Here is a 25,137-nt window from a genome sequence, read left to right as displayed (position 1 = left end):
CTCCGAGCCGAAGACACTGTCTCTCGGAATTCAGGGAGCGGATCGCTCGGGCAATGTTGAGCGCATAGGCGAGCCGAGGCCCCGGTGGGTCGAATGCGACGCCCAGCGGCGGGCGGACGCTAGTGTTTGAAGATGAACTCGTCGTCCGCGAGGTAGCTTTCGAGTTCATCGATATTCATGATCTCGAGCGACAGGCCGGAGGATTGCGCGGCCTCTCGCAGCCGCTGGGTCAACGCTTGCTGTATTTGATCGCCGCCAAGCACGTTCGTCATTGCCCGCTCGAGATGGGCTTCAAGCTTCGCGGAAATCTCCGCATCGGTCGGCAAGGCTTCGCGAGAGCGGAGCAATGCCCCCTCCATCGAGGTTTGCAGCACCACCGGGGACAATTCGCCCTTGTTCAGAAAATCGTGGCACCCGGACCTGAATGCCGTCACGGCGGTCTGGGACTGCTCGTCGCCGGTGATCATGATGATCGCCGCCTCGGTGTTGCGACCCTGATCGCGGATCACTTCGAGCGCATCAAGACCGGTGCCCTCGGCAAGGCGGTAATCCACCATTATCAGATCATAGGACTTGTCGCGGAGCATCTCTGACATGCACTTGATCGAAGGGGCCTCGTCCAGCTCGATGGTCAGGCCGGTTTTTTCGGTGTAGCGGCGGATGCGGGTGCGGTCATAGGCATCATCATCAAGCAAGAGAGCCTGAATTGGTCCAGCTGGCAGAATTTGGCCGGAGATCGCATCCTGCATCTGTGAGGTGAAGCCCGTGTGCATGTCCCTGGTCCTTTGTTGGGTCAATTGGGGACACGGTATCAGCGGCGCGCCTCGAAATTCTTAACCCCCGTCCGATACGCCGCCTCGAAATCCGTCGCATTTGAATAAAACTGAAAGCCGTTTCAGCTCTGCAACGGCTGCTTGATCTGAACGCGAACGCTCAGGCCCCGCCCGTCAGTGCCAGACGCAAGCTCAAGAGCCCCGTCATAGTGCTTTGTGATCTTGTTGGCGATCGCAAGCCCCATGCCGCTACCCTCGATCTCGTCGCGGGATTTCAGGGTTGTCATGGGGCCGAGCAGCCGCTCGCGTTCCTTCTCAGGGATGCCGGGGCCGTCGTCGGACACCTCGATCACCACGTCGCGCTCCGCGACATGGGTTGAAATGCGGATATGGCCCGCGCCTTCCGGATTGTGCTTGACGGCATTTGTCAAAAGGCAATCGAGCAGCATGTCCAGATCGCGATCGCCCATGCGGATGTTGCTTTGCGACAGGTCGCGGGTGATCTCAAAGGCGCCAATCCCGGAAATCTTGCCCAGGACAGCGTTAAGCGCGGGACCGACATCCAGCACCTGCACCGTCTGCATGCGCCCGACGCGCGAATAGGTCAGCAAATCCAGCAGCATCTGGTCCAATCGGGCCGTATGGGTGCGCATCAGGCCGAAATACTCGACGACAGAGTCCGGTAGGTCGAGCCCGGCTTCCAAAAGATCCTCGTGAATCCATTCCGGCAACTCGCTCATCGCGCGGATCGAGGCGCGCAGATCGTGGCTCAGGATGTAGACAAATTCTTCGAACTCCGCGCGCGCCTCGGCGGCAGGGTCGGGCACTTGATGTGTCTCGGGGCGAAGGGCTGGCTGCATCTGGGGCTCACTTGGAAAAACACGACATTCCTGCTTCCATAAGGCCCGAGTGCTGAAGAAGCCGTTAAGCAGGCGCGCCCGGCACGGTGTCGAACGTCGCGCCAAGCGCGACCTCGATCAGGCGACACTCCGCGCTTGGCGCGCTCAGACGGGTCTCCAGATGCGGCGGCACAACAAAGGCGTCGCCGGTGGACAGGCGCGTGGCAGGCGTGCCGCGGGCGTCCAAAGTCACTTCGCCGGACTGCACGAAGGTGAACAGGATGTCGGTCGTGTGGCGGCTCCATCCAGCCTCGGCCGTGCCGTCCGGTCGCACAACCTTCACGCCTGCCACCCCCGCGGTCGCCGCCCCGATGCCGGTGTCCTGGGCCTCCCAGCCGGGCAGGCGCCATGGGCCCCAGCTGACCTCCGGGGCCTTGAAATGGATAAATCTCGTACCGTCCCATGTGCGGTCCGGGTCACTGCGCCCGTTGGGCAGTTCCATATCGTGGTCGATTTTGGTGAGATGCTCGGCGGGCACGCCGATCTCCAGCACTTCGACATTATCAGACGCCTCCAGCACGCGGTGGCGGATTTGCGGCGGCTGGATCACGGCATTCCCCGCCTCCAGCACAAAGGGCGGGCCCTGATCCTCGTAGACCAGCCGCACCCAGCCCGCGAGGCAGAAGATCAGCTGAAACCCGACCACGTGGAAATGCACCATGTCGGGCACCGGGCCGCCGTCGGGAATGCGGATATGGGAGGCGATGATCGAGCCGCCAAGCCGGTCGGGGATCAGGTCGCGGTAGCGCATGCCCGCGCGGCCAATCACCCAGGCATCACTGTCCCGCAGGTGGCGGACGAGAAAGGCGTGCTGGGTCTCGGGCGTCTCCAGCACAGGGTCGGCATCGATGATCTCGACCGTGGTCCCGCTTGGGGAGGTCAGCCGCCGCGCGCCAGCCGCGAAGCCATCCGGATCGGTGCAGCGCAGGTGCACGTGCCCCGGCGGCTGCTCCGCCGCGCGGTCAAGCCGGATGCGCATCCCGTGGCCCGACAGCACCGCCACGGCGGGATCATCGGCGGGGTAGATCTCGTCGAGCCGGAAGCCCAGCGTATCGATGAAGAACGCCATCTCCGGCGAGAGCGCGCGCGCGGGCAGCACGATCTCTGCGGCGGTGATCTGCGCGGGGGAGGTGTCGGTCACGGGCGGCGGTCCTTGCAGGTGGTCTGCGCAGACCCTAGCGGCGCGGCGCGCGGGGGTCAAAGCAAGGGGACGCGCGCAGATTTGAGCCGCATTAACATCAAATTGACCCCGAAAAGTCGGCTGTATGCCGCAATTGGGGGCGATGTGATTCACGGGGGCTTAACACGTCATGTGGAAGGTCTCCCCTATGGGACAAAGTGTGGTGAATGAGTGCGGTGGGCGACGTCCACGCCACGGCGGATGGGCAGGGCGCCCATGAGCGTCGTGCTTTCGATCTTCAAACATCTTCAGCTGTTTTGCTTCGCCTTCGCGCTGGCCGCAAGCGGGATGCTCTATGTCGGCATCTCCTCTGGTCAGATGGAGCGCGGGCCGATCTATCTGGGCCTGGCGGAGCAGTTCGCGTCCGTCATGGCGGCGACACCGGCTTTTCAGGCCACGATGGACGGCTACCCTGCCGCGCAGGCCGGGGAGGTGCATCCAGCTCAGCTTCCCGCGCCCAGCATCGGGGTCGTGCAATCGGCAAGCGAAAGCCTGCGCGGTCTGCGCACACGGCAGTTTGCGGGTTTAGGCCAGCCCTGAGGGCAATGCGCTAGAAATTCACCTCGACACCGGGAAGGCGCAGGGCTTTGACCAGCTCACGCACTTCTTGACGGGCCGCGATGTTGGAGATGTTGAGATTCTTCACTCCGATATCGCCCAGATCCATCAAGGTCAGACCGCGCGGGAACAACTCGCGGAAGATCACCCGCTCCGAGAAGCCCGGCGCAACGCGAAAGCCGATCCGTTTGGCCAGTTGGTCCACGGCGTCGGTGATCTTTTTCTTGTTATGCATCCGCTGGGTGCCCACGCGGTTGCGCACGACAATCCAGTCGATGGGGCTTAGCCCCGCCTGCGCGCGCAGCTGCCGCGCCTGCCAGACCATTTCGGCATAGACCGACGGGCCCAGAACATCCTGCGTCTCCGGGTCGATGCGGGCCAGCAGGTCGAAATCGATGAAGCTGTCATTCAAGGGCGTGACCAGCGTGTCGGCCAGCGAGTGGGCGACCTGGCTCAGGCGTGTGTGGGAGCCGGGGCAGTCGATGACGATGAAGTCAAACCGGCCCTCCATGCCCGCCACGGCCTCGGTCAGGCGGCGGTCATACAGGTTCTCGCCAGGGGCAAGCGCGGCGGGGTCGACCTCGGGCAGCTCGACCACTTCGGGCAGCGCCAGATCGAGACCTTCCTTGGCGGCGTAGGCCGCGCGGTTTTCGCAGTAGCGCGAGAAGCTCCGCTGGCGCAGGTCCAGGTCCAAAGCACCCACCGAATGGCCCATCCGCACCAGCGCGGTGGTGACATGCATGCAATTGGTGGATTTGCCCGATCCGCCCTTTTCATTCCCAAAGACGATGATATGCGCGGCCATGGTGCTCGATCCCGTTTCTTCCGTTTGGCCCCGTTTCCCGGGGTTTGCGGCGCTTATACAAGCCCGCGCGGGGGGAGGGGAAGCGAAAGAAAGCTCAAAAGCAGCGTACGCAGGGTTAACGCGGCATTAGTGTCGCAGGTGCTAAGCCCCCGGCCATCGACGTCGATCCAAATGGTTCCGGGTCCCTTCCAAAAGAGGGGCGTCCGTCAATCATGCATGAGGATGGGGGGTGGCACCCCTGTCTCGCCGGTGTCCCGGCGAGGACGCGCGGAGGGACTATCACCCCCTCCGCCCCGGCGCTGTCGGCACGACAGCGCAACGTGACATTCCATTCAGAGATTACCGCACAGCGCGCTGGACCGGTCCGGCGTGCCCATTGGTGTGCGATTTCGGTTAAAACTTGATGCAGAACAATCATTCTGTTAAACAAGCTCATGCCACGTCCTTCATCCTTCACCCCAGACCAGCTGGCCGACCGCGCGTTGGAGCAATTCTGGACGCATGGATTTTACGCGTCCTCGATGGATGATCTGGTCAAGGCAACCGGGGTCAGCCGTCACGGGATCTACGCGACCTATGGTGGCAAGAAGAAAATCTTCCTGGCCTGTTTCGACAGGTATCAGCGGACTGTGGTTACGCCCGCGTTCGAAATTGTCGAGCAGCCGGGCGCAGATCTGACAGCCGTGGCGACCTATTTCGAACGCCAGATCAGTGCGGGCGACGCCAGGGGATTGCCGGGGCCGGGCTGCTTCGTTGCCAATTCCGCGACTGAAGTGGCTCCGAGTGACGCCGATGTCATGGAACAGGTCATGCACCATAACGACCGGCTGCGACGCGGCTTTGTGGGCGCGGTGCGCATGAGCCTGCCATCCATTGATGATCGCGAGGTCGCCGAATTGGCCGAAGTCATGCTGGTTTTCACCAACGGGCTTTGGTCCTTCTCGCGCAGCGTGAAAGAGCCGGACACCTTGCGCCGCGCGGTCGATCGTTTTTTGCACTCAATCCTTGGACGCGGAATATGAGCACACGCCTTCGGACCACAGACGCCTCTCGGCTGTCTTCGCCTTTTATAATGGCGCTTTTCGTGAATTTTGTGTGGATCAACGCGTCGGAGGTCTTTCGCTATTTCGCCTTCGTCATGCCGATGATGCGAGAAGCCTTCTCCGTCGTGCCCGATGTCGCACCGATGAATGTGCCCGTGTTTTTGATCTGGGGCGTCTGGGACACGATCCTGGTGATCGCCGCAACTTTGCTGCCGTGGATGGCGATGCGGGTCTTCGGCGCATCCTTCGCGCGGGCAGTCCTGTACGGCACAGGCGTCTGGTTTGCGGTCTTCGTGATCCTGTGGCTGGGCCTCTACAACATGAACCTTGCGACGCTGCCCGTGCTGTTCACAGCCCTGCCACTGGCCTGGCTGGAGATGGTCGTGGCGTCGGTGGTCGTCTGGTGGTTTGCGGGATCAAACCCCGAGATGTCCGGCTAAGCCGACCCACCCTTCCTTCCCGATGCCCCAACAAAAAAAGCCGCACCCGAAGGTGCGGCTTTTGATCTTTGCACATAAGGCGGGGTTTAGAAGCCCAGGCCTTCGTACTTGTTCTTGAACTTCGAGACGCGGCCACCGGTGTCCATCAGGCGCTGGTTGCCGCCGGTCCATGCGGGGTGCACGGAGGGGTCGATGTCGAGCGACAGCGTGTCGCCCTCGGAGCCCCAGGTGGATTTCATCTGCACCACGTCGCCATTGGTCATCTTGACGTCGATCGTGTGGTACTCGGGATGGGTATCTTTTTTCATGACAGGGCCCTTCCTTACGCGTCTGCGCCGCTGGAGAGCGGCTTGTAGTTGGTCTGCTCGGTGATGCGGGCAGATTTGCCGCGACGCGAGCGCAGGTAGTACAGCTTGGCGCGGCGCACGCGGCCACGGCGCACGACGGTGATGCTGTCGATGTTGGTGGAGTAGAGGGGGAACACACGCTCCACGCCCTCGCCGAAGGAGATCTTGCGCACGTTGAACGAGCCGGCGATGCCGTTGCCATTGTTGCGCGCGATGCAGACGCCTTCGTAGTTCTGCACCCGGGTGCGGGTGCCTTCGGTCACTTTGTAGCCAACGCGGATGGTGTCACCCGCCTTGAAGTCAGGGATGTCTTTCCCCAGTTCGGCGATTTGTTCCGCCTCGAGTTGTGCGATCAGGTCCATCTGACACGCTCCTATTTTGATCCCGGTTTGCCCGGAGAATATGTCTCGCGTCCTAAGAGCTGTTGGTCTTCTTCCGGGTCCGCATATGCGCCCGCCACAGATCAGGTCGTCGTTGCTTGTGATGGCCCGATGTCTTTGCCTTGTCGGATGCGCCGAAGAAAGCGCGGCAAGGTCCAGCAAAACAAGGGCCCCGGTCGGTATTCCGATTCCAGTCTGGCAGCGTATATGCGCCATCGGCCTGCCGATCAAGGGGCTTTGGCATCATTGCCGGATACGCGGGGCCGATCGGGGGCTACATCATCGCGCCCATGGGGCGGGACGGGGCCTTTGGGGCAGGATGGCACAGTTTGCGCGCCAGATAGGCGCGACCCTGACGCACGTTCAGCAACCGACGCGCCGGGGCCGCATGGGTGATCTTGGGCATGGCATCCTTCGCGCAACTCGTGGCCAGCTGATCTTTTGCTTGCGGCCCCAGATACAGGCTTTCGCTCGCCGCGCCATTGGCGGCCAAGACATGATGGGCCTCGAGCAGCAGATGCACGTAATGCACCTCGGGCTGGCGCGTCCGCTGAACCCCGTGAAGCCCCAGGAACGCCTTGGCGGGGATCAGAACGCCCCCATCGTGCGCATGCCCCGGGGGGGCGTCGCCGCCGGCCAAAATCCGGTGTTGGGGGGAGACGGCGAGCGCTTGACTGTTCCCAAGCGTGCCCGCCTCGAACACCACGGGGGCGGCGCGGCCAAAGCCCGGCAGTTTGCTGGTGGTGATCCAGCGCACGGGCTGCGCGCCGCTGTCGTGTGTCAAAACCGGGTCGCCGGGGCTCAGCTCTTCGACCGCGCGGGCGCCGTCCGGCGTAGCAATCATCGTGCCGGTTACGTAGCAGGCCACCATGTGCGAATAGGATGCGTTCGTGTCCTCGGTATAAAATTGCGGCTCGTCGGACGGGTTGTAGTTGTCGTTATACCAACCTTCGAGGTCGAAATCGGGGGTCCAGATAATCTGGGCCAGGTCGCCATTCTCGTCAGTACCCTCGAAAACGATGATACCGCCCACCCCGTCCGGCGACATGTCGGAGCGGATGACCACCGCGTCTTCCATATACCCGCCGCCGCCCTGACCGCCCCAGCTGACGTCATAGGCATCGCCCAACTCGAACAGGCGAGGGTCCGTGTCACCTTCGTTGGAGGTGATCACAAGATCCTTGGACCCGTTGGGCGGGTTGTCAAAACGGGACGTGTTTTCGGTGACGTTGACATTGCTACCCGTCGAGGCGGCAAATTCATTGTCGACGCCGTTAAAGACGATAGGCATCGCGACCTCCTAGGCCTCGCGGATGCCAGTAAATAATTTCCGAAAGCTCTCCGGACCCGTCACAAATGCAGACAAATTAAGAAAAATCCGATCCGCCTAGCGTGGGGAACCCATGTCGTGGCCCAAGCGTTCACCGGTATTGGAGAAGCCTATGCCCGCGCAATCCGTCAGCAGTATCTGCCTGTTTATCTGTACCGCCATCTTGTCGCTCGCGGCGCTGATGTACGCGGAACCCATTGCCGCTCCGCTGTTGCTGGCCCTTGTCGTCGGCATCATCTTGTCCCCGATCAGCGATATGGCCGACAAGGTTGGCATCCCGCGCGCCGTGTCGGCCTTTGCCACGATGGCCTTCGGTCTGGTCGTGGTGGTCTCGGCCGCGTTCCTGCTGGAGCCCTCGATCCGCGCCGCGATCGAGAAGGCCCCGGTGCTCATGCGAGAGCTTGAAAGCACGCTGCAACAGGTCCGTGCGATGATGCAGGGGCTCGATGAGATGGCCAAGGATGTCTCCGAGGCGATAGAGCCGGACGAGACCCCGGCGCCCGCCGAGAGCGGCGACGATGACGGCCAGCTGCCCGTGCCCATGCCGCAGGTGACCGACGCGGTCATCTACGCGCCGGGCGTGCTGGCACAATTCATGACCTTCATGGGCGTGCTTTACTTCTTCCTGCTCGTGCGCACCGATGTCTATCGCTTCGCGGGCCGCACTCTGCCGCGCCTGACAGAGCAGGACCTGACAAGCGCAGAGCGGCAGGTGGCCCAGTATTTCCTGACGATCACCATGATCAATGCCAGTTTTGGCGTCATCGTCGCGACGGTCATGTCGCTGCTGGGAATGCCGTCGCCGATGCTGTTTGGCGTTCTTGCCTTCGCGCTGAACTATATCCTCTACCTTGGGCCGGCGATCTTGCTGGTGGCGCTGCTGCTGACCGGGATCACCGTCTTCGACGGCGCGATGAGCGTGGTGCCTGCCGGGCTTTACCTTGCCATGAACGCGACCGAGGCGCAGTTCGTCACGCCGACCTTCGTGGGCAAGCGCATGTCGGTCAATCCGCTGCTGGTTTTCTTGTCGCTGGTCTTCTGGCTGTGGCTCTGGGGGCCGGTGGGCGGATTCATAGCAATCCCACTGCTGGTCTGGGTCCTGAGCCTGGTCAAATCCTGCGACGTGATCCCAGATGCCGAAGAGGCCCCGGCTCTCAAGGCCGCAGAATAAGCGCAAAGCGCGTGGAACCTTCGCGGGACCGACGCGTTTCTTCCCCAGACACGAACGAAACCGAAATTAAAGGAGACCACCCATGGCCCGTAAGCTTGCAGAAGTGACAAATTCTAACGCCAGCGCCGACGATGTTGCGGCACAGCTCGATACGCTGCGCAAGGACGTCAGCGATCTGACAAGCCTAATTGCCGATCTGGGCAAGGCCAAGGGCGGCGAGATCAGCGACGCGGCGAAGGCCAAGGTCGACGAGCTGCACGCCAGCGCCCGCGAGCGCGCCGCCGCAGCCTCCGATCAGGCCGCAGCCCTGCAGGGTCAAGCCAATGATTTCATCAAGAATCAGCCCGCCGCCGCGCTCGGTATTGCTGCAGGCCTCGGCTTCCTTGTGGGTCTGATGAGCAGCCGCAAATAATGGTCGAGCACCTCAAGAAAAAAGCGGCGCGCGCGTCGAAGAAAGCAGGCCTCCTGACCGGGGGCCTGCTTGCCGTCATCACGGGCATCGCCTTTCTCAGCTGGGCCGCATGGTTCTATCTGTCGCTCCTCACAGATCCGATGACCGCATCGGTAATTATCGGCGCGGCCTATGTCGGCATTGGCTTGGTGATGATTGGTATGGCTGTGATGTCATCGGGCGACAGCCGCGACCATCTGGCCGAGCACGACGAGCAGGTGAAGGCGGCTCAGCCGTCCTCCGACAACCCGCCGCTCATGCAAGCCTTCATGTTCGGCATGGAGGCCGGGCTGTCCGCCCACCGCCGCTGATTATTTGTCGCCCCGGGCCTTCCAAAGGTCCGGGCGTCGCGTTTTGGTCAGCGCTTTTGATTGCGCCTCGCGCCATTCGGCGATCTTTCCGTGATCGCCCGAGGTCAAAACCTCCGGCACGCCCAGCCCATTCCACTCCGCAGGGCGCGTGTATTGCGGATGTTCCAACAACCCCGCTGAATGGCTCTCCTCCTCGGTCGAGGCTGCATTGCCCAGCACCCCCGGCAGCAGCCGCACGGTCGCATCGATCATGGCCTGCGCGGCCAACTCGCCGCCGGTCAGCACGAAATCTCCGAGGCTAACCTCTTCGATCTCGTAGTGGTCCAAAACGCGTTGATCGACCCCCTCAAACCGTCCACACAGCATTGTCACGCCGGGTGCCGCAGCCCAGTCGCGCGCCATCGCCTGATCGAACCGCCGTCCGCGGGGCGACAGGTAGACCAACGGTTGCGCAGGTGCGCCGCGCCGGGCGAACTCAATTGCTTTGCCCACGATATCGGCGCGCAGCACCATGCCCGCCCCGCCGCCATAGGGCGTGTCATCCACGTTGCGGTGCTTGCCCTCGCCGAAGATGCGAAGATCAATCGGATCAAGCGCCCAAAGCCCCTGATCCAGCGCCTTGCCGGTCAGCGACGCGCTCAGCACGCCCGGAAACGCCTCCGGGAACAGGGTGATCACCTTGGCGCACCACGCACCCGGACGGCGCGCAGGTTCGGCCATCAGATCGCGCGGGGTGATCGAGGCCGTGATCGACTTGGAGCCGTGGGATTTCGTCGGTTTCACCATGGGGTGCGGCATACGACAGGCGCGCGCGAACGCCTAGCCCAAAAGCTCCGCCGTCAGCTTGTCGACATTGCGCAGCCGCGCGTCTTGCGATTTGAGCTTGTCGATCCGGTAGCACCAGGATCGTCTTTGCCCGATGGGCATGGCCTCCCACGCCTCGCAGAACATGTCATCCTCCAACGCATCGACCAGCTCCCGCGGCAGGGGCATGGCGTCTTGGTCGGCGACGTTGAAGCTGACCCGGACCCTGTCGCCCAAGCCCTTGCCGATCCGCGCCAGAAGCCTGCGCGACAGCATCATCTTGTAGCGTCCGCCATAGGGCACCCACGCACCTTGATGGTCCACGCCACCGATCTCGGCATCGACGCGAAGTCGGGTATAAGTGTCAAACGGCAGGCGCGCCGCGATCTCTTCGGGCAGCACGATGCAGGTGCCAAGCCGCTGATCCCCGATTTGGTTGGTGATCTCGGCGTCAAACTCATGGGCGAAAAACATCGGCGCTCACATCTGCGGGATGCGGCCATTCTCGGCCGCCACACGCGCCACCTCTGCCACACGTTTGCGCGGGTCGCCGGGGTCTTTGCCAGCTTGATCCAGCGCAGCACATTGCGGGCGTAGCCGTCGGGATAGGCATCAAAATGCGCCCGTGCCGCAGGGCTCAAAGCCGCCACCAGATCATCCGGGGCGATCATTGCATCGACATCAGCAAAGAAATCCCAAAGGCCAGACGCACGGCCCTCGGCCACTTTCGCCACCCCCGCCGGATGCATCCGACCTTCTTCCTCCAGCCGCGCGACCCGGTCCTTGTAGCTTTGCGACCACGCCTGTTGGCGGCGCGGCGCGATCAGCTGCATCGTGCGGTCCGCATCCAGCACCTTGCGCCGCCCATCGATCCAGCCATGGGCCAGCAGGGCATCCAGCACCTCTTCGCGGGAGACGTATTTGTCCCGATGCGCCGCCTTCCACGTCACCAGCCAGACGCTTTGCTCCTGCCCGTGATGCGCCGCCAGCCAGTCCCACAGCGCCGGCGCGCCGGCCACCTCAACCTGTTCAAAATCCATCATTGCCATGGCGGGCGATTTAGCGCGCGCTATGTCCCCGACCATGAGCAAATTCACCCACACGCCCCGCGGCCTCGCCGTGCCCGATGGCCGCCTGACCCGGATGGCACGCTTGGGCGGCGTGGCCGCGGGCGTCGCCGGGTCGCTTGCCACCGGCGGCGCGCGGGAGCTTCTGGCCGGCCGCCGCCCCCAGATGTCCGATCTGCTGCTGACGCCCGCCAATGCCGCGCGGCTGACAAACCAGCTCGCCCAGATGCGCGGGGCCGCGATGAAGATGGGCCAGCTTATGTCGATGGAGGCGGGCGAGTTCCTGCCGCCCGAACTTGCCGATATCCTCGCCCATCTGCGCGCCGACGCCCATTTCATGCCGCCCCAGCAGCTCAAAAAGGTGCTGATCGCCAATTGGGGCGCGGATTTTCTCAAGCGGTTCAAGCGCTTCGATGTGTACCCTATTGCGGCGGCCTCCATCGGACAGGTCCATCGCGGGGTCACCAAGGACGGGCGCGAGGTTGCGGTGAAGGTGCAATATCCCGGCGTGCGCAAGAGCATCGACAGCGATGTGTCCAACGTCGCGGCCCTGATGCGCCTGTCTGGCCTAATCCCGAAGGAGCTCGACCTGAGCCCGCTCCTGGACGAGGCCCGCCGCCAGCTTCATGAGGAAGCCGACTACCTGCGCGAGGGCCAGATGCTCGCCCGCTTCGGGACATTGATGGCGGGCGAGACCGACTTCCGCGTCCCGGCGCTCTACGCCGATCTCACGACCGCCGACATCCTCGGCATGGAATATGTGCCCGGCGTCGCGGTCGAAAGCCTCAGCGATGCCGACCAGGCCACCCGCAACCGCGTGACCGAGCGGCTAATCATGCTCACCCTGCGCGAGCTTTTCGATCTCGGCGTCATGCAGACCGACCCGAACTTCGCCAATTACCGCTATGACGCCGAGACAGGCCAGATCATCCTTCTCGATTTCGGTGCGGCCAGAGAGATCGTGCCGGAGCTATCGGCCAAGTTCCGCGCCTTGCTGCGCGCAGGCCTGCAAGGCACCCGCGAAGATATGCGGCGCGCGGCCATCGAGATCGGCTATTTCAACGCGGACACGTCCGAGCATCACCAGCGCCAGATCCTCGACATGATGGAGATCGCCTTCACGCCCCTGCGCAGCACCGAACCCTTCGATTTCGCCACCAATCCGACGGTGGCACAGCTCCGCGACGCAGGCATGGAGTTCGGCCGCGACCGCGACTTCTGGGTGATCCCGCCGATGGACACGCTCTACATCCAGCGCAAATTCGCGGGCATCTACCTGTTGGCCACCCGCCTGAAAGCGCGCGTCAACGTCGCGCCCATACTCCACGCCTATCTCTGACCGCCTTTTTTCTTTGTTCCATAAACACGGCGGGGGTGCGGGGGCAGCGCCCCCAGCGGATCGACGCAGGCACAGCCTGCGGCGACACTTACCCGTGCCACTCAGCTCAGGTAGCAGCCATCGGCCCCAAAGCCGAAGGGCTCGCGATCCCATTTCGAAAACGGCAAACCCGGGGTGACATCGACCCAGACCACCTCCACCGCGCGATCAAACGGCGCCTCGCTTAGCACGATGCCGGGATCGCTCGCACCTATCTCCCAACCCCGGGCCTCGACTGCCGCGCGCAGTTGATCCGCCGTCACGCAGGCGGTGCCGGACAGCTCCTCGAACAGGCCCATCAGGGCCGCCTGCCACTCGATGACACCGGCGGTGTTGAGATCGCCGAAGATCTCCTGCAGGTCCCGCATCCCGTACCCCACCAGCCAGGCAAGCCCCAGCGACACCAGCCAAAGCACAAAGCGCTTCATGTCCGGTCCCCGGTCGCCTCGCGGAAATGCTTGCGGCAGAGCGACACGTAGGTCTCGTTGCCGCCCACCTGCACCTGGTCGCCATCCACCAGCGCCTTGCCGTCGGGGCCTTTTCGGATCACCATTGTGGCCTTCTTGCCGCAATGGCAGATCGTGCGGACTTCGCGCATTTCGTCGGCCAGCGCCAGCAGCGTGGCCGATCCCGGGAACAGCTCGCCCCGGAAGTCCACCCGCAACCCGTAGCACATCACCGGCACGCGCAAATCATCCACCGCGCGGGCCAGCTGCCAGACTTGGCTCTTCGACAGCCACTGCGCCTCGTCCACCATCACGCAGGCCACTGCGCCGCGTGCCAGCCGCGCCTCGATCATCGCAAACAGGTCCGCCGAGGGGCCGTAGATATCCGCCTCCCGCGCGAGCCCGATGCGCGAGCCGATCTGGCCCACCCCCGCCCGGTCGTCAAAATCGGCGGTCAGCAGATAGGTCTCCATCCCCATCTCGTGGTAGTTATGCGCGGCCTGCAACAGCAGGGTCGATTTGCCCGCATTCATGGTGGAGTAGTGGAAGTAGAGCTTCGCCATGGGCGTGTGCGTAGCAGGGGCCGCGGGGCCGGGCAAGACGCCCGCGCCGCGCCGCGGCAGGTCGGTGGGGAGCACGCTAGGGAAAGCTATGACCTTGGGGGTGATTACCCGGCACCCCTGCCGGCCACTGCCCCCCACCTCAGCGTCACGGCCTTCAGCACAAGACCCCTTCGCTGTCATTAGCCCCCATACCCTAGGAGCTGCCTTGTGGTAGCGAAGGGGAAAGCAATTGCGCAGGGGAAAGGCTTTGGGCTATTCCCCTGTGAACGGGGTGAGCCTGCGGGGACAAGTGACGCGATGGGGACGACAAACAGATACCTGAAGAAGCACACCGAGGCGTTGGTCAAGGATGTGGGCGTGGAGGCGGCGTGCAAGATCACCGGCCGCTCCAAGGCGACGCTGGGCCGCTACTATTCCGATGCCGAGGAGCATTCTGACCGCTACATGCCACTCGACGCCGTCGCCTCGCTCGAGGCCGTGGCGAGCTTCCCCCACGTCACGCAGGCCTTGGCCGAGATCAACGGCAACACGCTCGAGGTCGAAACCGGCCGCCGCGGCAACGCCACGTCGGTGAACACCAACGTGGTGGCGCTGGCGCAGCGGTTCGCGATGCTGATGGGCGAGTACAACCAGTCCATCGAGGACGGGGTGATCACGGTGACCGAGGCCAAACGCATGCTGTCCGAGACCCTGGAGCTGCAGAAGGTGCTGGTAGAGATGAAGCTGCATCTGGAAGAAGAGGTTACTTGAACCCAGCACGGGCATGGCCGCCTTTCGGGGCCTGTTGACGGGCCAAAACCGCCTGTCGGATACCTGTCGGCTTTGCGTCGGACTTTTGTCGGGCAAGGGGGCGGGCTACCGAGTCGGCACGGAATACAGCATATACCTATCCTTACGCGCCACCTATGCCGCGCCCGTGTCACTCACGAACACGCCTAGGATGTCCATGTCCGCCGGACAGCCCACGAGGTCTGCAATGTGGTAGAGAAATTCTCCCGTAAAATTTTCCTCGCCAATGCGGCGGCAAGGGTCTCCCTTGGTGCGGTATCTGTCGTCGAAAAAGGGGAGGGTGGTGTGGCTGACCGGTTCTGGCGCGACGGCGGCTAGGGCGATAGTCGTGTTGATGAGGGTAATGGGGCGCATGTGGGAACTCCATTGGAACGAATTTGGGAAATTAAGCATGGAAACGCTGGTGTCTGTAGGATCGTGATGTACTTCACATTTGAATTAAATGAGAATTCAATCTAACAGAGGTTTTCCAATCTGCAGGGAACAAGTACGCTTTATTTATTCAGAACTTTTCAGGATCGTATTATTGGGAAAAGCTCCAGATTTTAGTCAACCTACAAAGAGAATTCTAGCCGACCGCGCTGGCCAGATGTGTGCGAACCCTGACTGTTTACGCAATACTTCAAGTGCTGCTTCTGACCCAGATCGAGTTGTTCGGATTGGTGAGGCCGCTCATATCCATGGGGCTAGAATGGGTACGGCTCGGTACGATCGGAAAATGAGTGACGTGCAACGCGCGAGTATTTCGAATGCTATCTGGCTATGTCGGAAATGCCACAAGATGGTAGATGACGATGAAATCGCGTTTTCTGCCGAGCTGCTATTTGCTTGGAAGAAGCAGCATGATGTTTTTACTGCAAACCTAATGAAAACCGATGGACGAAAAATTCGACTGGAAGTTGCGAACAGGGTTTTCAAGCCATTCGCTGATGTGTCTCCGTTGGCGATGAATATTGTCCAAGAGAAAGATGGCTTCTGGGAAGGTCAGCTTACTCTGGAACTTATCAATAGATTTTTTGAGCCTGCGCTTCGAGAATTAAGAGATGTCGAGGCTGATGTTGTATTTGGAAAAAGTTTGGTACTTCACGAAGGCTCGGAATCTGTTTTCTTGAATCGAAAGATGGATGAGGCGCAGCGACTTGTTAATGCAATGAAAGTAATTGTCGAAAATGATCTGGTTGCAGCATGGGGTGAAAATAGTGTTCCCGGTGACGAATGGGAAATACTGCACACGACAAAAAATATCTCTAAGTGTCTCGAAGATATGGTGGAGTGGGAGAAGGAATTTGCTCTTGTCTATTTAGAGGATGAAGACTGGGCGGAACCGTTCTCAATTCTCAAGGGAGCGGTCAGCAGGCAAGTCGCTGAAAGCGCAAGAATTCAGGACTTTATCGCCGATTGCGTAAAGAAAGTTGCAGCGCATTCTGGCGATGGCACTCTTACACTTAACTACAACCTAGTTTTCGATTTGCCAGAAGAATTTGAGGACAACTTCAATGTAGCTATGGATCGACTGAGAGAGAAAAAAGGTCTCTAGCTGTATGCTTAATCACCCCTGCAACGCCATAACCCCGATATCCCCCTCAACCCGGGCCTTCATGGCCAAGGCGCAGGCGTGGGACGCGGCGGCGGTGGTGAAGTAGGGGATCTTGTCGTAAAGCGCGATGGAGCGGATGTCGCGGCTGTCCTCGACGGCCTGGGCGCCCTCGGTCGTGTTGAACACCAGCGAGATCAGCCCGTCCTTCATCTGGTCCACGATGTTCGGACGCCCCTCATACACCTTGTTCACAGTCTCGCAGACAAGGCCATGGCTCTCTAGCCAGCTGGCCGTGCCGCGGGTGGCGATCAGGGCGTGGCCCAGCTCTGACACTGCGCGGGCGGCCTCGAGCATGTCGGGGGTCTTGTCCTCGTTGCGGATCGAGATGAAGACCTTGCCGGTCCCGCCCTCCGGCAGGATCGTGCCCGCCCCCAGCTGCGCCTTAAGAAACGCGCGGTGGAAGTTGGCGTCGGAGCCCATGACCTCGCCGGTCGAGCGCATCTCCGGGCCGAGGATCGTGTCCACGCCGGGGAAGCGGGCGAAGGGCAGCACGGCCTCTTTCACCGCATAGGTGTCGATGATCGGATCGATCAGCTCGAACTCATCAAGGCTTGCGCCCGCCATGACCTGCGCCGCGATGGACGCAATCGGCGAGCCGATGGCCTTGGCCACGAACGGCACCGTGCGGGAGGCGCGCGGGTTCACCTCGATCAGGTAAATCACGTCGTCCTTGATGGCGAATTGCACATTCATCAGCCCCACGACGTTCAGCGCGAGCGCCAGCGCCTTGGTCTGCACCCGCAGCTCTTCGATGATCGAAGGCGACAGGGAGTAGGGCGGCAGCGAGCAGGCACTGTCCCCGGAATGCACGCCGGCCTCTTCGATGTGCTGCATGATGCCCGCGACATGGACCTTCTCGCCGTCGCACAGCGCATCCACATCCACCTCGACCGCGCCGGACAGGTAGCTGTCGAGCAGCACCGGGCTGTCGCCCGAGACCACGACCGCCTCGGAAATGTAGCGCTCCAGCTGCGCCTGATCGCGCACGATCTCCATCGCGCGGCCCCCCAGCACATAGGACGGCCGGATCACCAGCGGGAAGCCGATCTCCGCGGCCTTCTCGAAGGCTTCCGCGTCGGAATGGGCAAGGCCGTTATGCGGCTGCTTCAGCCCCAGTTTCTGCACCAGCTGCTGGAACCGCTCGCGGTCTTCGGCCAGATCGATGGCGTCGGGCGAGGTGCCCAGGATCGGGATGCCCTCGTCATTCAACGCCTGCGCGATCTTCAGCGGCGTCTGCCCGCCGAATTGCACGATCACGCCATGCAGCGTGCCGCGCTCCTGCTCGACGCGCAGGATTTCCATCACATGCTCGAAGGTCAGCGGCTCGAAATAGAGCCGGTCCGAGGTGTCATAATCCGTCGACACGGTCTCGGGGTTGCAGTTGATCATGATCGTCTCGTAGCCCGCCTTGGTCAGCGCGTAGCAGGCGTGGACGCAGCAATAGTCGAACTCGATGCCCTGGCCGATGCGGTTCGGGCCACCGCCGAGGATGACGACCTTCTTGGCGTCCGATGGCCGCGCTTCGCACTCGACCTCGCCCATCATCGGGGCCTCGTAGGTGGAATACATGTAGGGCGTCTGCGCCTCGAACTCTGCGGCGCAGGTGTCGATGCGCTTGAACACCGCCGTGACGCCAAGGTTCTGGCGCGCCTTGCGCACGTCGGTCTCGTTGCGGCCCGTCAGCTTGGCCAGCCGCGCGTCGGAGAAGCCCAGCATTTTCAGCTCGCGCAGCCCGTCCTCGGTCATGGGCAGGCCGTCCTTGGCCACCTTGGCCTCAGCCTCGATAATCTCGCGGATGCGGGCGAGGAACCACGGATCGAAGCTGGTGATCTGCTGGATTTCGTCATCGGAGAAGCCAAAGCGCATCGCATGGGCGATCACCCGAAGCCGGTCCGGGGTTTGGCGGGCCAGTTCGCGGGTCAGGGCCTTGTCGATGGCCTGCTGCGCGCCCTCGGTCTTGCCGAACAGCATGCCGTCCTTGCGGGTCACGGCGTCGGGGCTGGGCATGCCGTCGATGTCGATCTCGTCAAAGCCGGTCAGCCCGGTCTCCATCGAGGCGAGCGCCTTTTGCAGGCTCTCGTGGATGGTGCGGCCGATGGCCATGGCCTCGCCCACGGATTTCATCGCCGTGGTCAGCGTCGGCTCGGAGCCGGGGAACTTCTCGAAGGCGAAGCGCGGGATCTTGGTGACCACGTAGTCAATCGTGGGCTCGAAGCTGGCAGGCGTCACCTTGGTGATGTCGTTGTCCAACTCATCGAGCGTGTAGCCCACCGCCAGCTTGGCTGCGATCTTTGCGATCGGGAAGCCGGTTGCCTTGGACGCCAGCGCGGAAGAGCGCGACACCCGCGGGTTCATCTCGATCACGACCATGCGGCCATCGGCGGGGTTCACGGCCCATTGCACGTTGGATCCGCCCGTCTCGACCCCGATTTCGCGCAGCACGGCGATCGAGGCGTTGCGCATCGCCTGGTATTCCTTGTCGGTCAGCGTCAGGGCCGGGGCAACGGTGATGCTGTCGCCCGTGTGTACGCCCATTGGGTCGACGTTCTCGATGGCGCAGACGATGATCGCGTTGTCGGCGCGGTCGCGCACGACCTCCATCTCGAATTCCTTCCAGCCCAGCAGGCTTTCGTCGATCAGGATCTGGTTGACTGGGGACGCATCAAGGCCGGACTTGCAGTAATACTCGTAATCCGCGCGGTTATACGCGACCCCACCGCCGGTGCCGCCAAGCGTGAAGGCGGGGCGGATGATGGCGGGCAGGCCGACATATTCGATGGCGTCCATGCATTCCTGCATGGTGTTGGCGATGGTGGCCTTGGGGTTTTCGAGGCCGAGGCGGTCCATCGCCTCGCGGAACAGCTTGCGGTCTTCGGCCATCTCGATGGCCTCTCGCTTGGCACCGATCATCTCGACGCCGAACTTGTCCAGCACGCCCATCTCTTCAAGCGCGAGCGAGGTGTTCAGCCCGGTCTGCCCGCCCATGGTGGGCAGCAGTGCGTCGGGGCGTTCTTTCTCGATGATCTTGGCAACAATCTCGGGGGTGATCGGCTCGATATAGGTGGCATCGGCCATATCGGGGTCGGTCATGATCGTGGCGGGGTTCGAGTTGACCAAGATCACCCGGTAGCCTTCTTCGCGCAGGGCCTTGCAGGCCTGAGCGCCCGAGTAGTCGAACTCGCAGGCCTGTCCGATGACAATGGGGCCCGCGCCGATGATCATGATGGAGCTGATATCGGTTCTTTTTGGCATGGTCCGACCCCTAGGATTGCGCAAATTATCGTGGGTTTAAGGAGTCCGCCCATGGGGTGCAAGGGCGTGTGGGCGGGGATTTGAGAATCTTTTCCGCCGGGTTAGATGCCCCTTGATGCAGCAGGGGAGCCGTGATGGTCCGGTGGCTTGAGTTCATTGCGTTTTTCGTCGCGGCCCCGGTGGGGATCGCGGTGTTTCTGCCTGTCGGTCTGATGTTTCCGGCGCTCTTTGCCGTGACCGCGGTGGGTCTGGTGCTGCTGGCGGTGACGCCGGGCTTTTCCTGGGGCTCGCTTCTGTCGGGGCTCACGCGCGTCTCTTGGGCATTGGTGGCGATTGTCGGCGTGACAAGCTTCGCGGCCAGCTACATCATCTTGTGGAACACCGCGCCGGGGCGGCTCTTTCAGCTGCTGGGCGAGGGCGCGCCGACCATGTGGGGCGGCTGGCCGGTCATGGTGGTGATTGCCGCGCTCTACCCTTGGGTGTCGGCGCTGCCGCAGGAAATCGTCTTCCGCCCGCTGTTCTTCCGGCGCTACGGGCACCTGTTCGGCCGCGTGGCGCTTTGGGCCAACGCGGCGATCTTCTCGCTGGCGCATCTGATGTATTGGAGCTGGATCGTCGCGGCGATGACCTTCGCAGGCGGGCTGCTCTTTGCCTGGAGCTACGAGCGCCGGGGCAACTTCCCCGAGGCCGTGCTCACCCACAGCGTCGCGGGCATCGCGCTGTTCGCCGCCGGAATGGGGGCATATTTCTACACCGGCAACGTTGTGCGCCCGTTTTAGGGACCACGCCGTGTCAGCATCAAAGCCACGGTCAAGGCGGCCAGTGACGACACGCCCGAGATAAACAGGATCATCGCACGTGTCGCCTCATCGGCCACGGACAGGCTCAGAGCCAGCACGATCGAACTGGCGATCAGCAGGTACAGCACGCAGAGTTTCGGCGTGACACGGTCTGTGGCGAAGGCCAAGGGCGCGAAGGCCAGCGCGGTCAGGAAGTGGTAGGACCAGCTCATCGGGCTGAAGAAGGACACCGCGATCAGCAAAAGCGGCCAGACCCCGCAATAAAGCTGCTGCGGCGTCGCGCGATGCGCGGCCAAAGCCGCCGCGACCAAACAGGCGACCAGCGCCATCTTGTTGATCAGGCCCAGGGCGGCAGGCGCTGCGGCGCTGAAGCCGCCGCCGCTGGCGAAGACATCCTCCGTCAGCGCCGTGACCACAGCGGAGAAGTTATAGGACAGCGGCGTCACCAGCACCGAGCCGGAGATGATCTCGATCTGCGCGAGGAAGTCCTGATGCAAGGGCCATCCCGTCAGCGCGATCGAGGCCCCGGCGAGCACTGCGCCCGCCACCGCAAAGCCCGCGACCGCGCGCCAGCTGCGCGTCGCAAGCCAGATCACCACGAAGACCAGCGGGTAGAGCTTGATCGACGCGGCCAGCGCCAAACAGGCCCCTGCGGTCAGCGGCGCGTCCGCGCGCCCCCGCTCGATGGCCAGCAGGATGAGGAAGGTCGTCAGGATCTGTGGCTGGCCTTGGGCCAGCGCGACATAGCCGTAGGTTGTCGTCACCAATGTGAAAAATCCCACGCTGAGCCAAAGCGTGACCGGAACCGTGGTCCTCGTGATCCGCCATGCAAGGATCGAGCAGGCCAGCAGCAGCGCGCCGTTGATCAGCGGCAACCCGATGGAGACCACCGAGAGCGGCACATGGGGCGCCACCAAAGACGACACCGCCGCCCAGAGCGGGGGGTAGATAAACGGGTAGAGCGTCGTGTCCGCGTCCACGCCAAGCTCTGCGGCGCGGGCGTCCCAACTGTCGGGGTAGGACAGGTCGAACACCGCGTGGGCGGCGGGGTAGACCTGATCGAACTGACCGTCGGCATAGCTCATACCCGCCAGATAGACCGCCAGGAAATCGGAATTCGTCGTGCCCTGGAAGTAAAGTGTGATGGCCGTCAGAAAGACGACCGTCAGCAACGCGGGTCTGATCATTGTGTTCATGCGCGGGCCTGCACCGACTGGCTTTCGACCGTAGCTACAATGATTGGGGCAGGCTCACAAACGCTGATGCGTGCGCAGGGTCATCGCCCGCGCGACAGATGCGCGCTTGCACTACTTTTGGGGGACGAACCCGTCGGGGAAGCTTGAATGCGGCTCCGGCGCGCCCTCGACATAGAGGTAGTCGCGGGTGATCGGCACCACGCCCTGATGTTTGTGGAGCTGCACGTGGTACAGCACATGTGGCATGTCCGACAGCGACAGCTCGGAGGCGATCAGGTAGTAGCGCCACATCCGGATGAAGCGCTCGTCATAGCCCATCGCGCGCACCTCGTCCAAGCGGTCCTCGAAGCGGATCAGCCACTCGTAAAGCGTGCGGTCGTAATGGGTGCGCCAGACCTCGATATCGGCGGCCTCCAGCGTCGTCTTTTCGATCACCCGTACGACCTCCGACAGGGCAGGGGTGTAGCCGCCGGGGAAGATGTATTTCTGAAACCACGGGCTGAGATTGCCCGGCGGGCCGGTGCGCCCGATGAAATGGATCAAGGCCACGCCGTCTTCGGCGAGGTTCTTTTCGATCTGCTTGAAATAGGTGGGGTATTGCGGCTCGCCCACATGCTCCAGCATGCCGACGGAGACGATGCGATCAAACGTCTCCGTCACCTCGCGGTAGTCCTGCAGGCGGAACTCGACCCGGTCGGCGACGCCCGCCTCTTCTGCGCGTTTGGTGGCGGCGCGGCGCTGCTCGTCGCTCAGCGTGACGCCCACGACATGCGCGCCGTAGTCGCGCGCCAGGGTGATCGCAAGCCCGCCCCAGCCCGAGCCGATGTCGAGCACCCGCATCCCCGGCTTGATCAGAAGCTTGCCCGCGATATGCTTTTTCTTGGCTTCCTGCGCCTCTTCCAGCGTGTAGGACGGGTCGCGGAAGTAGGAGCAGGTGTATTGCCGGTCCTCGTCGAGAAAGAGGTAATAAAACGGCGTCGAGATGTCGTAATGATGCTCGGCATTTTTCTTGGCGGTGCTGTGGGGGATCCATTGATCCCACTTGCGCCTGGCGATCCGCAGCTTGCGCGCGATGGTCTGGCTCAGCGGAAGGTTGCCGCGCTGGAAATTGCGCACCACCAGTGTCAGCAGCCCGCGCACATTGTCATCCTCAATGGTCAGGCCGTCGTCTTCGCCGTCCATGTAGGCCTCGCCCAGGGCCAGTTCGGGGTTCAGGATCAGTTTTCGCGGCAGATCTTCACCGTGCAGCGTCAGTGTCACCCGCGGCTCGGCCCCGTTCCCGGCGGTGACGCTCGTGCCGTCAGGCAGGTGCACGGTCAGGCTGCCATCCCGCACCAGACGGGTCACAAGGGTTCTGAGGAGTGCTATCCACATAGGGTGTCGTGCCTTGTCAAATTTTCGAATGCCCCACTAAACCAACCGGTTCAGAGAGCAAAGCCCTGAATTTGAGATGATTTTGCAATTAAATCGAAACCATGGCGGTTTTGAGGCAGGGTTGCTTGACTTTGCGTGGCTGGGGTTGTGTATCGGGCCGAACGAATTTGAGCCCAAAAAGGTCCCTATCATGCACGCATATCGCAGCCACACCTGCGCTGAACTGACCGCCGCCAATGTCGGCGACACCGTCCGCCTGTCCGGCTGGGTGCACAGGGTGCGCGATCACGGTGGCGTGCTGTTCATCGACCTGCGCGACCATTACGGCATCACCCAGGTGCTGTGCGATCCCGACAGCCCCGTGTTCAACGAGGTCGAGAGGGTGCGGTCCGAGTGGTGCATCCGCATCGACGGCAACGTCAAGGCGCGCGATGAGTCTCTGGTGAACGAGAAGATCCCGACCGGCGAGATCGAGGTGTTCATCCGCGATATGGAGGTGCTCGGCGCCTCGGGCGAGCTGCCCCTGATGGTGTTTGGCGATCAGGAATACCCCGAAGAGACCCGGCTGAAATATCGCTTCCTCGACCTGCGCCGCGAGGCGATGCAAAAGAACATGACCCTGCGCTCGGACGTGGTGGCCTCGATCCGCAAGCGGATGTGGGACCAGAAGTTCCGCGAGTTCCAGACGCCGATTATCACCGCCTCCAGCCCCGAAGGCGCGCGCGACTTCCTTGTGCCGTCGCGCCTGCACCCGGGCAAGTTCTACGCCCTGCCGCAGGCCCCCCAGCAGTTCAAACAGCTGCTGATGGTTTCGGGCTTCGACAAGTATTTCCAGATCGCCCCCTGTTTCCGTGACGAGGACCCGCGCGCCGACCGCTCGCCCACGGATTTCTACCAGCTCGACCTCGAGATGAGCTTTGTCGAACAGCAGGACGTGTTCGACACGATCCAGCCGGTGGTTCAGGGCATCTTTGAGGAGTTCGGCGGTGGGCGCAAAGTCGACGAGACGTGGGAGCAGATCAGCTACAAGGACGCGGCCCTTTGGTACGGCACCGACAAGCCCGACCTGCGCAATCCTATCAAAATGCAAGTGGTCTCCGACCACTTCCGCGATTCCGGTTTCGCGATTTTCGCGAAACTGCTGGAGCAGGACGGCACCGAGATCCGCGCCATTCCCGCCCCCACCGGCGGCTCGCGCAAGTTCTGCGACCGCATGAATGCCTTTGCCCAGAAAGAGGGCTTGCCTGGTATGGGCTACATTTTGTGGCGAGAAGTTGTTAACGATCCCGGCATTGGCGGAGAAATCGAAAAATGGATTGAAGACCGGCAAGTCAATCAAACGATATTGACCGAGATTCTAAACGGGGAACATGGAGGCGGTGCCCCGGGAAACTCCGATCGATTACATGAGATTGCTGGACTCATTGAAAAAGGCGACCCCTTGGATCTTCAAATCGCTGGCGAGAAACGCCGTGTTGCCTTTCCAAGGCGCGGTGAGCTAGAAGCCGCCGGGCCTCTGGCAAAAAACATCGGCCCCGAGCGCACCGAAGCGATCCGCCAGCAGCTGGGCCTTGGTGTCGGCGACGCGGCCTTCTTCCTCGGCGGCAAGCCGTCGGCGTTTGAATCCGTCGCGGGCCGCGCGCGAGTCGAGATTGGCAATGAGCTGAAGCTAACCGACACCGACCGCTTTGCCTTCGCGTGGATCGTGGACTTCCCGATGTACGAGGCCGATGAGGAAAGTGGCAAGATCGACTTCTCCCACAACCCGTTCTCGATGCCGCAGGGCGGGATGGAGGCACTTGAGGGCGATCCGCTCGACGTGCTCGGCTACCAGTACGATCTGGCCTGCAACGGCTACGAGCTGATCTCCGGTGCGATCCGGAACCACCGCCCCGAGATCATGTTCAAGGCGTTCGAGCTTGCGGGCTACGGCGAGGACGAGGTGCGCAAGCGCTTCGGCGGTATGGTTAACGCGTTCCAATACGGCGCGCCGCCCCACGGTGGTTGCGCGGCAGGCATCGACCGCATCGTGATGCTGCTGGCCGACGAGCAGAACATCCGCGAGGTGATCCTGTTCCCCATGAACCAACGCGCCGAGGACCTGATGATGTCCGCCCCGTCCGATCCCACCTCGGATCAGCTGATGGAGCTGGGCCTGCGTGTGATCCCGCAGGAATGAGCGC

At 62.5% G+C, this 25,137-nt stretch carries 26 protein-coding genes and 1 pseudogene; 11 read left to right on the top strand and 16 right to left on the bottom strand.

The features are described from left to right. Positions 1-119: 119 nt before the first annotated feature. The 3 genes from C8N43_RS08650 to C8N43_RS08640 all read right to left on the bottom strand — a co-directional run bounded on the left by C8N43_RS08650 (position 120) and on the right by C8N43_RS08640 (position 2,813). Entirely contained in the window at positions 120-773 is a 654-nt protein-coding gene (locus C8N43_RS08650; RefSeq protein ID WP_107845210.1) for a response regulator, read from the bottom strand. A 122-nt stretch (positions 774-895) separates the two neighbouring features. Beyond that, positions 896-1,633 (bottom strand): sensor histidine kinase, encoded by a 738-nt coding sequence (locus C8N43_RS08645; RefSeq protein WP_107845209.1) that lies wholly within the window; start codon positions 1,631-1,633, stop codon positions 896-898. Positions 1,634-1,697: 64 nt separating this feature from the next. Next, positions 1,698-2,813 carry a cupin domain-containing protein gene (locus tag C8N43_RS08640; RefSeq protein ID WP_425437047.1) on the bottom strand — a complete coding sequence of 372 codons (1,116 nt, stop codon included), beginning with the start codon at positions 2,811-2,813 and terminating at the stop codon, positions 1,698-1,700. Positions 2,814-3,068: 255 nt separating this feature from the next. Between C8N43_RS08640 and C8N43_RS08635 the strand changes: the two genes are divergently transcribed. Next, positions 3,069-3,392 (top strand): hypothetical protein, encoded by a 324-nt coding sequence (locus C8N43_RS08635; RefSeq protein WP_107845208.1) that lies wholly within the window; start codon positions 3,069-3,071, stop codon positions 3,390-3,392. Between the two features lie 10 nt (positions 3,393-3,402). Here the strand turns inward: C8N43_RS08635 and C8N43_RS08630 are convergent, their stop codons facing one another. Further along, entirely contained in the window at positions 3,403-4,215 is an 813-nt protein-coding gene (locus C8N43_RS08630; RefSeq protein ID WP_107845207.1) for a division plane positioning ATPase MipZ, read from the bottom strand. Between the two features lie 434 nt (positions 4,216-4,649). Here C8N43_RS08630 and C8N43_RS08625 point away from each other — a divergent pair, with 434 nt between their 5' ends. Continuing rightward, positions 4,650-5,237 carry a TetR/AcrR family transcriptional regulator gene (locus C8N43_RS08625; protein WP_107845206.1) on the top strand — a complete coding sequence of 196 codons (588 nt, stop codon included), beginning with the start codon at positions 4,650-4,652 and terminating at the stop codon, positions 5,235-5,237. A gap of 50 nt (positions 5,238-5,287) precedes the next feature. Then, positions 5,288-5,698, top strand: a complete 411-nt coding sequence (locus C8N43_RS08620) for a hypothetical protein (protein ID WP_245912957.1) — start codon at positions 5,288-5,290, stop codon at positions 5,696-5,698. Between the two features lie 86 nt (positions 5,699-5,784). Here C8N43_RS08620 and rpmE read toward each other — a convergent pair whose 3' ends face one another. From rpmE to C8N43_RS08605, 3 genes are all read right to left on the bottom strand, one after another. After that, positions 5,785-6,006 carry a 50S ribosomal protein L31 gene (gene rpmE / locus C8N43_RS08615; RefSeq protein ID WP_107845204.1) on the bottom strand — a complete coding sequence of 74 codons (222 nt, stop codon included), beginning with the start codon at positions 6,004-6,006 and terminating at the stop codon, positions 5,785-5,787. Between the two features lie 14 nt (positions 6,007-6,020). Next, the gene (rplS, locus tag C8N43_RS08610; protein ID WP_107845203.1) at positions 6,021-6,407 is read right to left on the bottom strand and encodes a 50S ribosomal protein L19; all 387 of its coding nucleotides are present in this window, start codon (positions 6,405-6,407) and stop codon (positions 6,021-6,023) included. Between the two features lie 292 nt (positions 6,408-6,699). After that, the gene (locus C8N43_RS08605; RefSeq protein WP_107845202.1) at positions 6,700-7,716 is read right to left on the bottom strand and encodes a Hint domain-containing protein; all 1,017 of its coding nucleotides are present in this window, start codon (positions 7,714-7,716) and stop codon (positions 6,700-6,702) included. Positions 7,717-7,867: 151 nt separating this feature from the next. On the opposite strand from C8N43_RS08605, the gene C8N43_RS08600 reads away from it, so the two are divergent. The 3 genes from C8N43_RS08600 to C8N43_RS08590 all read left to right on the top strand — a co-directional run bounded on the left by C8N43_RS08600 (position 7,868) and on the right by C8N43_RS08590 (position 9,688). Then, a complete protein-coding gene (locus C8N43_RS08600) occupies positions 7,868-8,926 on the top strand; it encodes an AI-2E family transporter (RefSeq protein WP_158269949.1) in 1,059 nt (352 codons plus the stop codon). Positions 8,927-9,008: 82 nt separating this feature from the next. Further along, complete coding sequence (locus tag C8N43_RS08595) at positions 9,009-9,338, top strand: DUF883 family protein (RefSeq protein ID WP_107845200.1); 330 nt, start codon at positions 9,009-9,011, stop codon at positions 9,336-9,338. After that, complete coding sequence (locus C8N43_RS08590; protein WP_107845199.1) at positions 9,338-9,688, top strand: phage holin family protein; 351 nt, start codon at positions 9,338-9,340, stop codon at positions 9,686-9,688. The genes C8N43_RS08595 and C8N43_RS08590 overlap by 1 nt, the downstream gene beginning before the upstream one ends. Here the strand turns inward: C8N43_RS08590 and trmD are convergent, their stop codons facing one another. The 3 genes and pseudogenes from trmD to C8N43_RS19885 form a co-directional block, all read right to left on the bottom strand. Continuing rightward, the gene (gene trmD / locus C8N43_RS08585; protein ID WP_107846303.1) at positions 9,689-10,474 is read right to left on the bottom strand and encodes a tRNA (guanosine(37)-N1)-methyltransferase TrmD; all 786 of its coding nucleotides are present in this window, start codon (positions 10,472-10,474) and stop codon (positions 9,689-9,691) included. Between the two features lie 33 nt (positions 10,475-10,507). Beyond that, a complete protein-coding gene (locus C8N43_RS08580) occupies positions 10,508-10,966 on the bottom strand; it encodes a DUF1905 domain-containing protein (RefSeq protein WP_107845198.1) in 459 nt (152 codons plus the stop codon). Between the two features lie 77 nt (positions 10,967-11,043). Continuing rightward, positions 11,044-11,163: pseudogene (locus C8N43_RS19885) on the bottom strand (YdeI/OmpD-associated family protein); the annotation flags it as partial. Positions 11,164-11,575: 412 nt separating this feature from the next. Between C8N43_RS19885 and C8N43_RS08570 the strand changes: the two are divergent. Then, positions 11,576-12,898: an ABC1 kinase family protein gene (locus tag C8N43_RS08570; protein WP_107845197.1), complete on the top strand. Its 1,323-nt coding sequence runs from the start codon at positions 11,576-11,578 to the stop codon at positions 12,896-12,898. Between the two features lie 101 nt (positions 12,899-12,999). Here C8N43_RS08570 and C8N43_RS08565 read toward each other — a convergent pair whose 3' ends face one another. After that, a complete protein-coding gene (locus C8N43_RS08565; protein WP_107845196.1) occupies positions 13,000-13,365 on the bottom strand; it encodes a hypothetical protein in 366 nt (121 codons plus the stop codon). After that, positions 13,362-13,946, bottom strand: coding sequence for a thymidine kinase (locus tag C8N43_RS08560; protein ID WP_107845195.1), 585 nt, complete (start codon positions 13,944-13,946; stop codon positions 13,362-13,364). The genes C8N43_RS08565 and C8N43_RS08560 overlap by 4 nt, the downstream gene beginning before the upstream one ends. Positions 13,947-14,243: 297 nt before the next feature. On the opposite strand from C8N43_RS08560, the gene C8N43_RS08555 reads away from it, so the two are divergent. Next, the gene (locus tag C8N43_RS08555) at positions 14,244-14,696 is read left to right on the top strand and encodes a hypothetical protein (protein ID WP_107845194.1); all 453 of its coding nucleotides are present in this window, start codon (positions 14,244-14,246) and stop codon (positions 14,694-14,696) included. A gap of 153 nt (positions 14,697-14,849) precedes the next feature. Here C8N43_RS08555 and C8N43_RS08550 read toward each other — a convergent pair whose 3' ends face one another. Beyond that, complete coding sequence (locus C8N43_RS08550) at positions 14,850-15,089, bottom strand: hypothetical protein (protein ID WP_107845193.1); 240 nt, start codon at positions 15,087-15,089, stop codon at positions 14,850-14,852. Positions 15,090-15,516: 427 nt separating this feature from the next. Between C8N43_RS08550 and C8N43_RS08545 the strand changes: the two genes are divergently transcribed. Then, entirely contained in the window at positions 15,517-16,272 is a 756-nt protein-coding gene (locus C8N43_RS08545; RefSeq protein WP_107845192.1) for a hypothetical protein, read from the top strand. Positions 16,273-16,284: 12 nt separating this feature from the next. On the opposite strand, the gene carB is transcribed toward C8N43_RS08545, so the two are convergent. Further along, positions 16,285-19,584, bottom strand: a complete 3,300-nt coding sequence (gene carB, locus C8N43_RS08540; RefSeq protein WP_107845191.1) for a carbamoyl-phosphate synthase large subunit — start codon at positions 19,582-19,584, stop codon at positions 16,285-16,287. Between the two features lie 134 nt (positions 19,585-19,718). Between carB and C8N43_RS08535 the strand changes: the two genes are divergently transcribed. Continuing rightward, entirely contained in the window at positions 19,719-20,363 is a 645-nt protein-coding gene (locus C8N43_RS08535; protein ID WP_107845190.1) for a CPBP family intramembrane glutamic endopeptidase, read from the top strand. On the opposite strand, the gene C8N43_RS08530 is transcribed toward C8N43_RS08535, so the two are convergent. Continuing rightward, positions 20,360-21,580 (bottom strand): glycosyltransferase family 87 protein, encoded by a 1,221-nt coding sequence (locus C8N43_RS08530; protein ID WP_107845189.1) that lies wholly within the window; start codon positions 21,578-21,580, stop codon positions 20,360-20,362. The two genes, C8N43_RS08535 and C8N43_RS08530, sit on opposite strands and share 4 nt — an antisense overlap. A 111-nt stretch (positions 21,581-21,691) precedes the next feature. Then, positions 21,692-22,954 (bottom strand): SAM-dependent methyltransferase, encoded by a 1,263-nt coding sequence (locus tag C8N43_RS08525; protein WP_107845188.1) that lies wholly within the window; start codon positions 22,952-22,954, stop codon positions 21,692-21,694. A 190-nt stretch (positions 22,955-23,144) separates the two neighbouring features. Between C8N43_RS08525 and aspS the strand changes: the two genes are divergently transcribed. Next, positions 23,145-25,133 carry an aspartate--tRNA ligase gene (aspS, locus tag C8N43_RS08520; protein ID WP_107846302.1) on the top strand — a complete coding sequence of 663 codons (1,989 nt, stop codon included), beginning with the start codon at positions 23,145-23,147 and terminating at the stop codon, positions 25,131-25,133. The last annotated feature ends 4 nt before the right edge of the window (positions 25,134-25,137 follow it).

Origin of the sequence: Litoreibacter ponti (genome assembly GCF_003054285.1) — a bacterium.
Lineage (GTDB): Bacteria > Pseudomonadota > Alphaproteobacteria > Rhodobacterales > Rhodobacteraceae > Litoreibacter > Litoreibacter ponti.
This window is presented reverse-complemented; position numbering and strand designations above follow the sequence as displayed.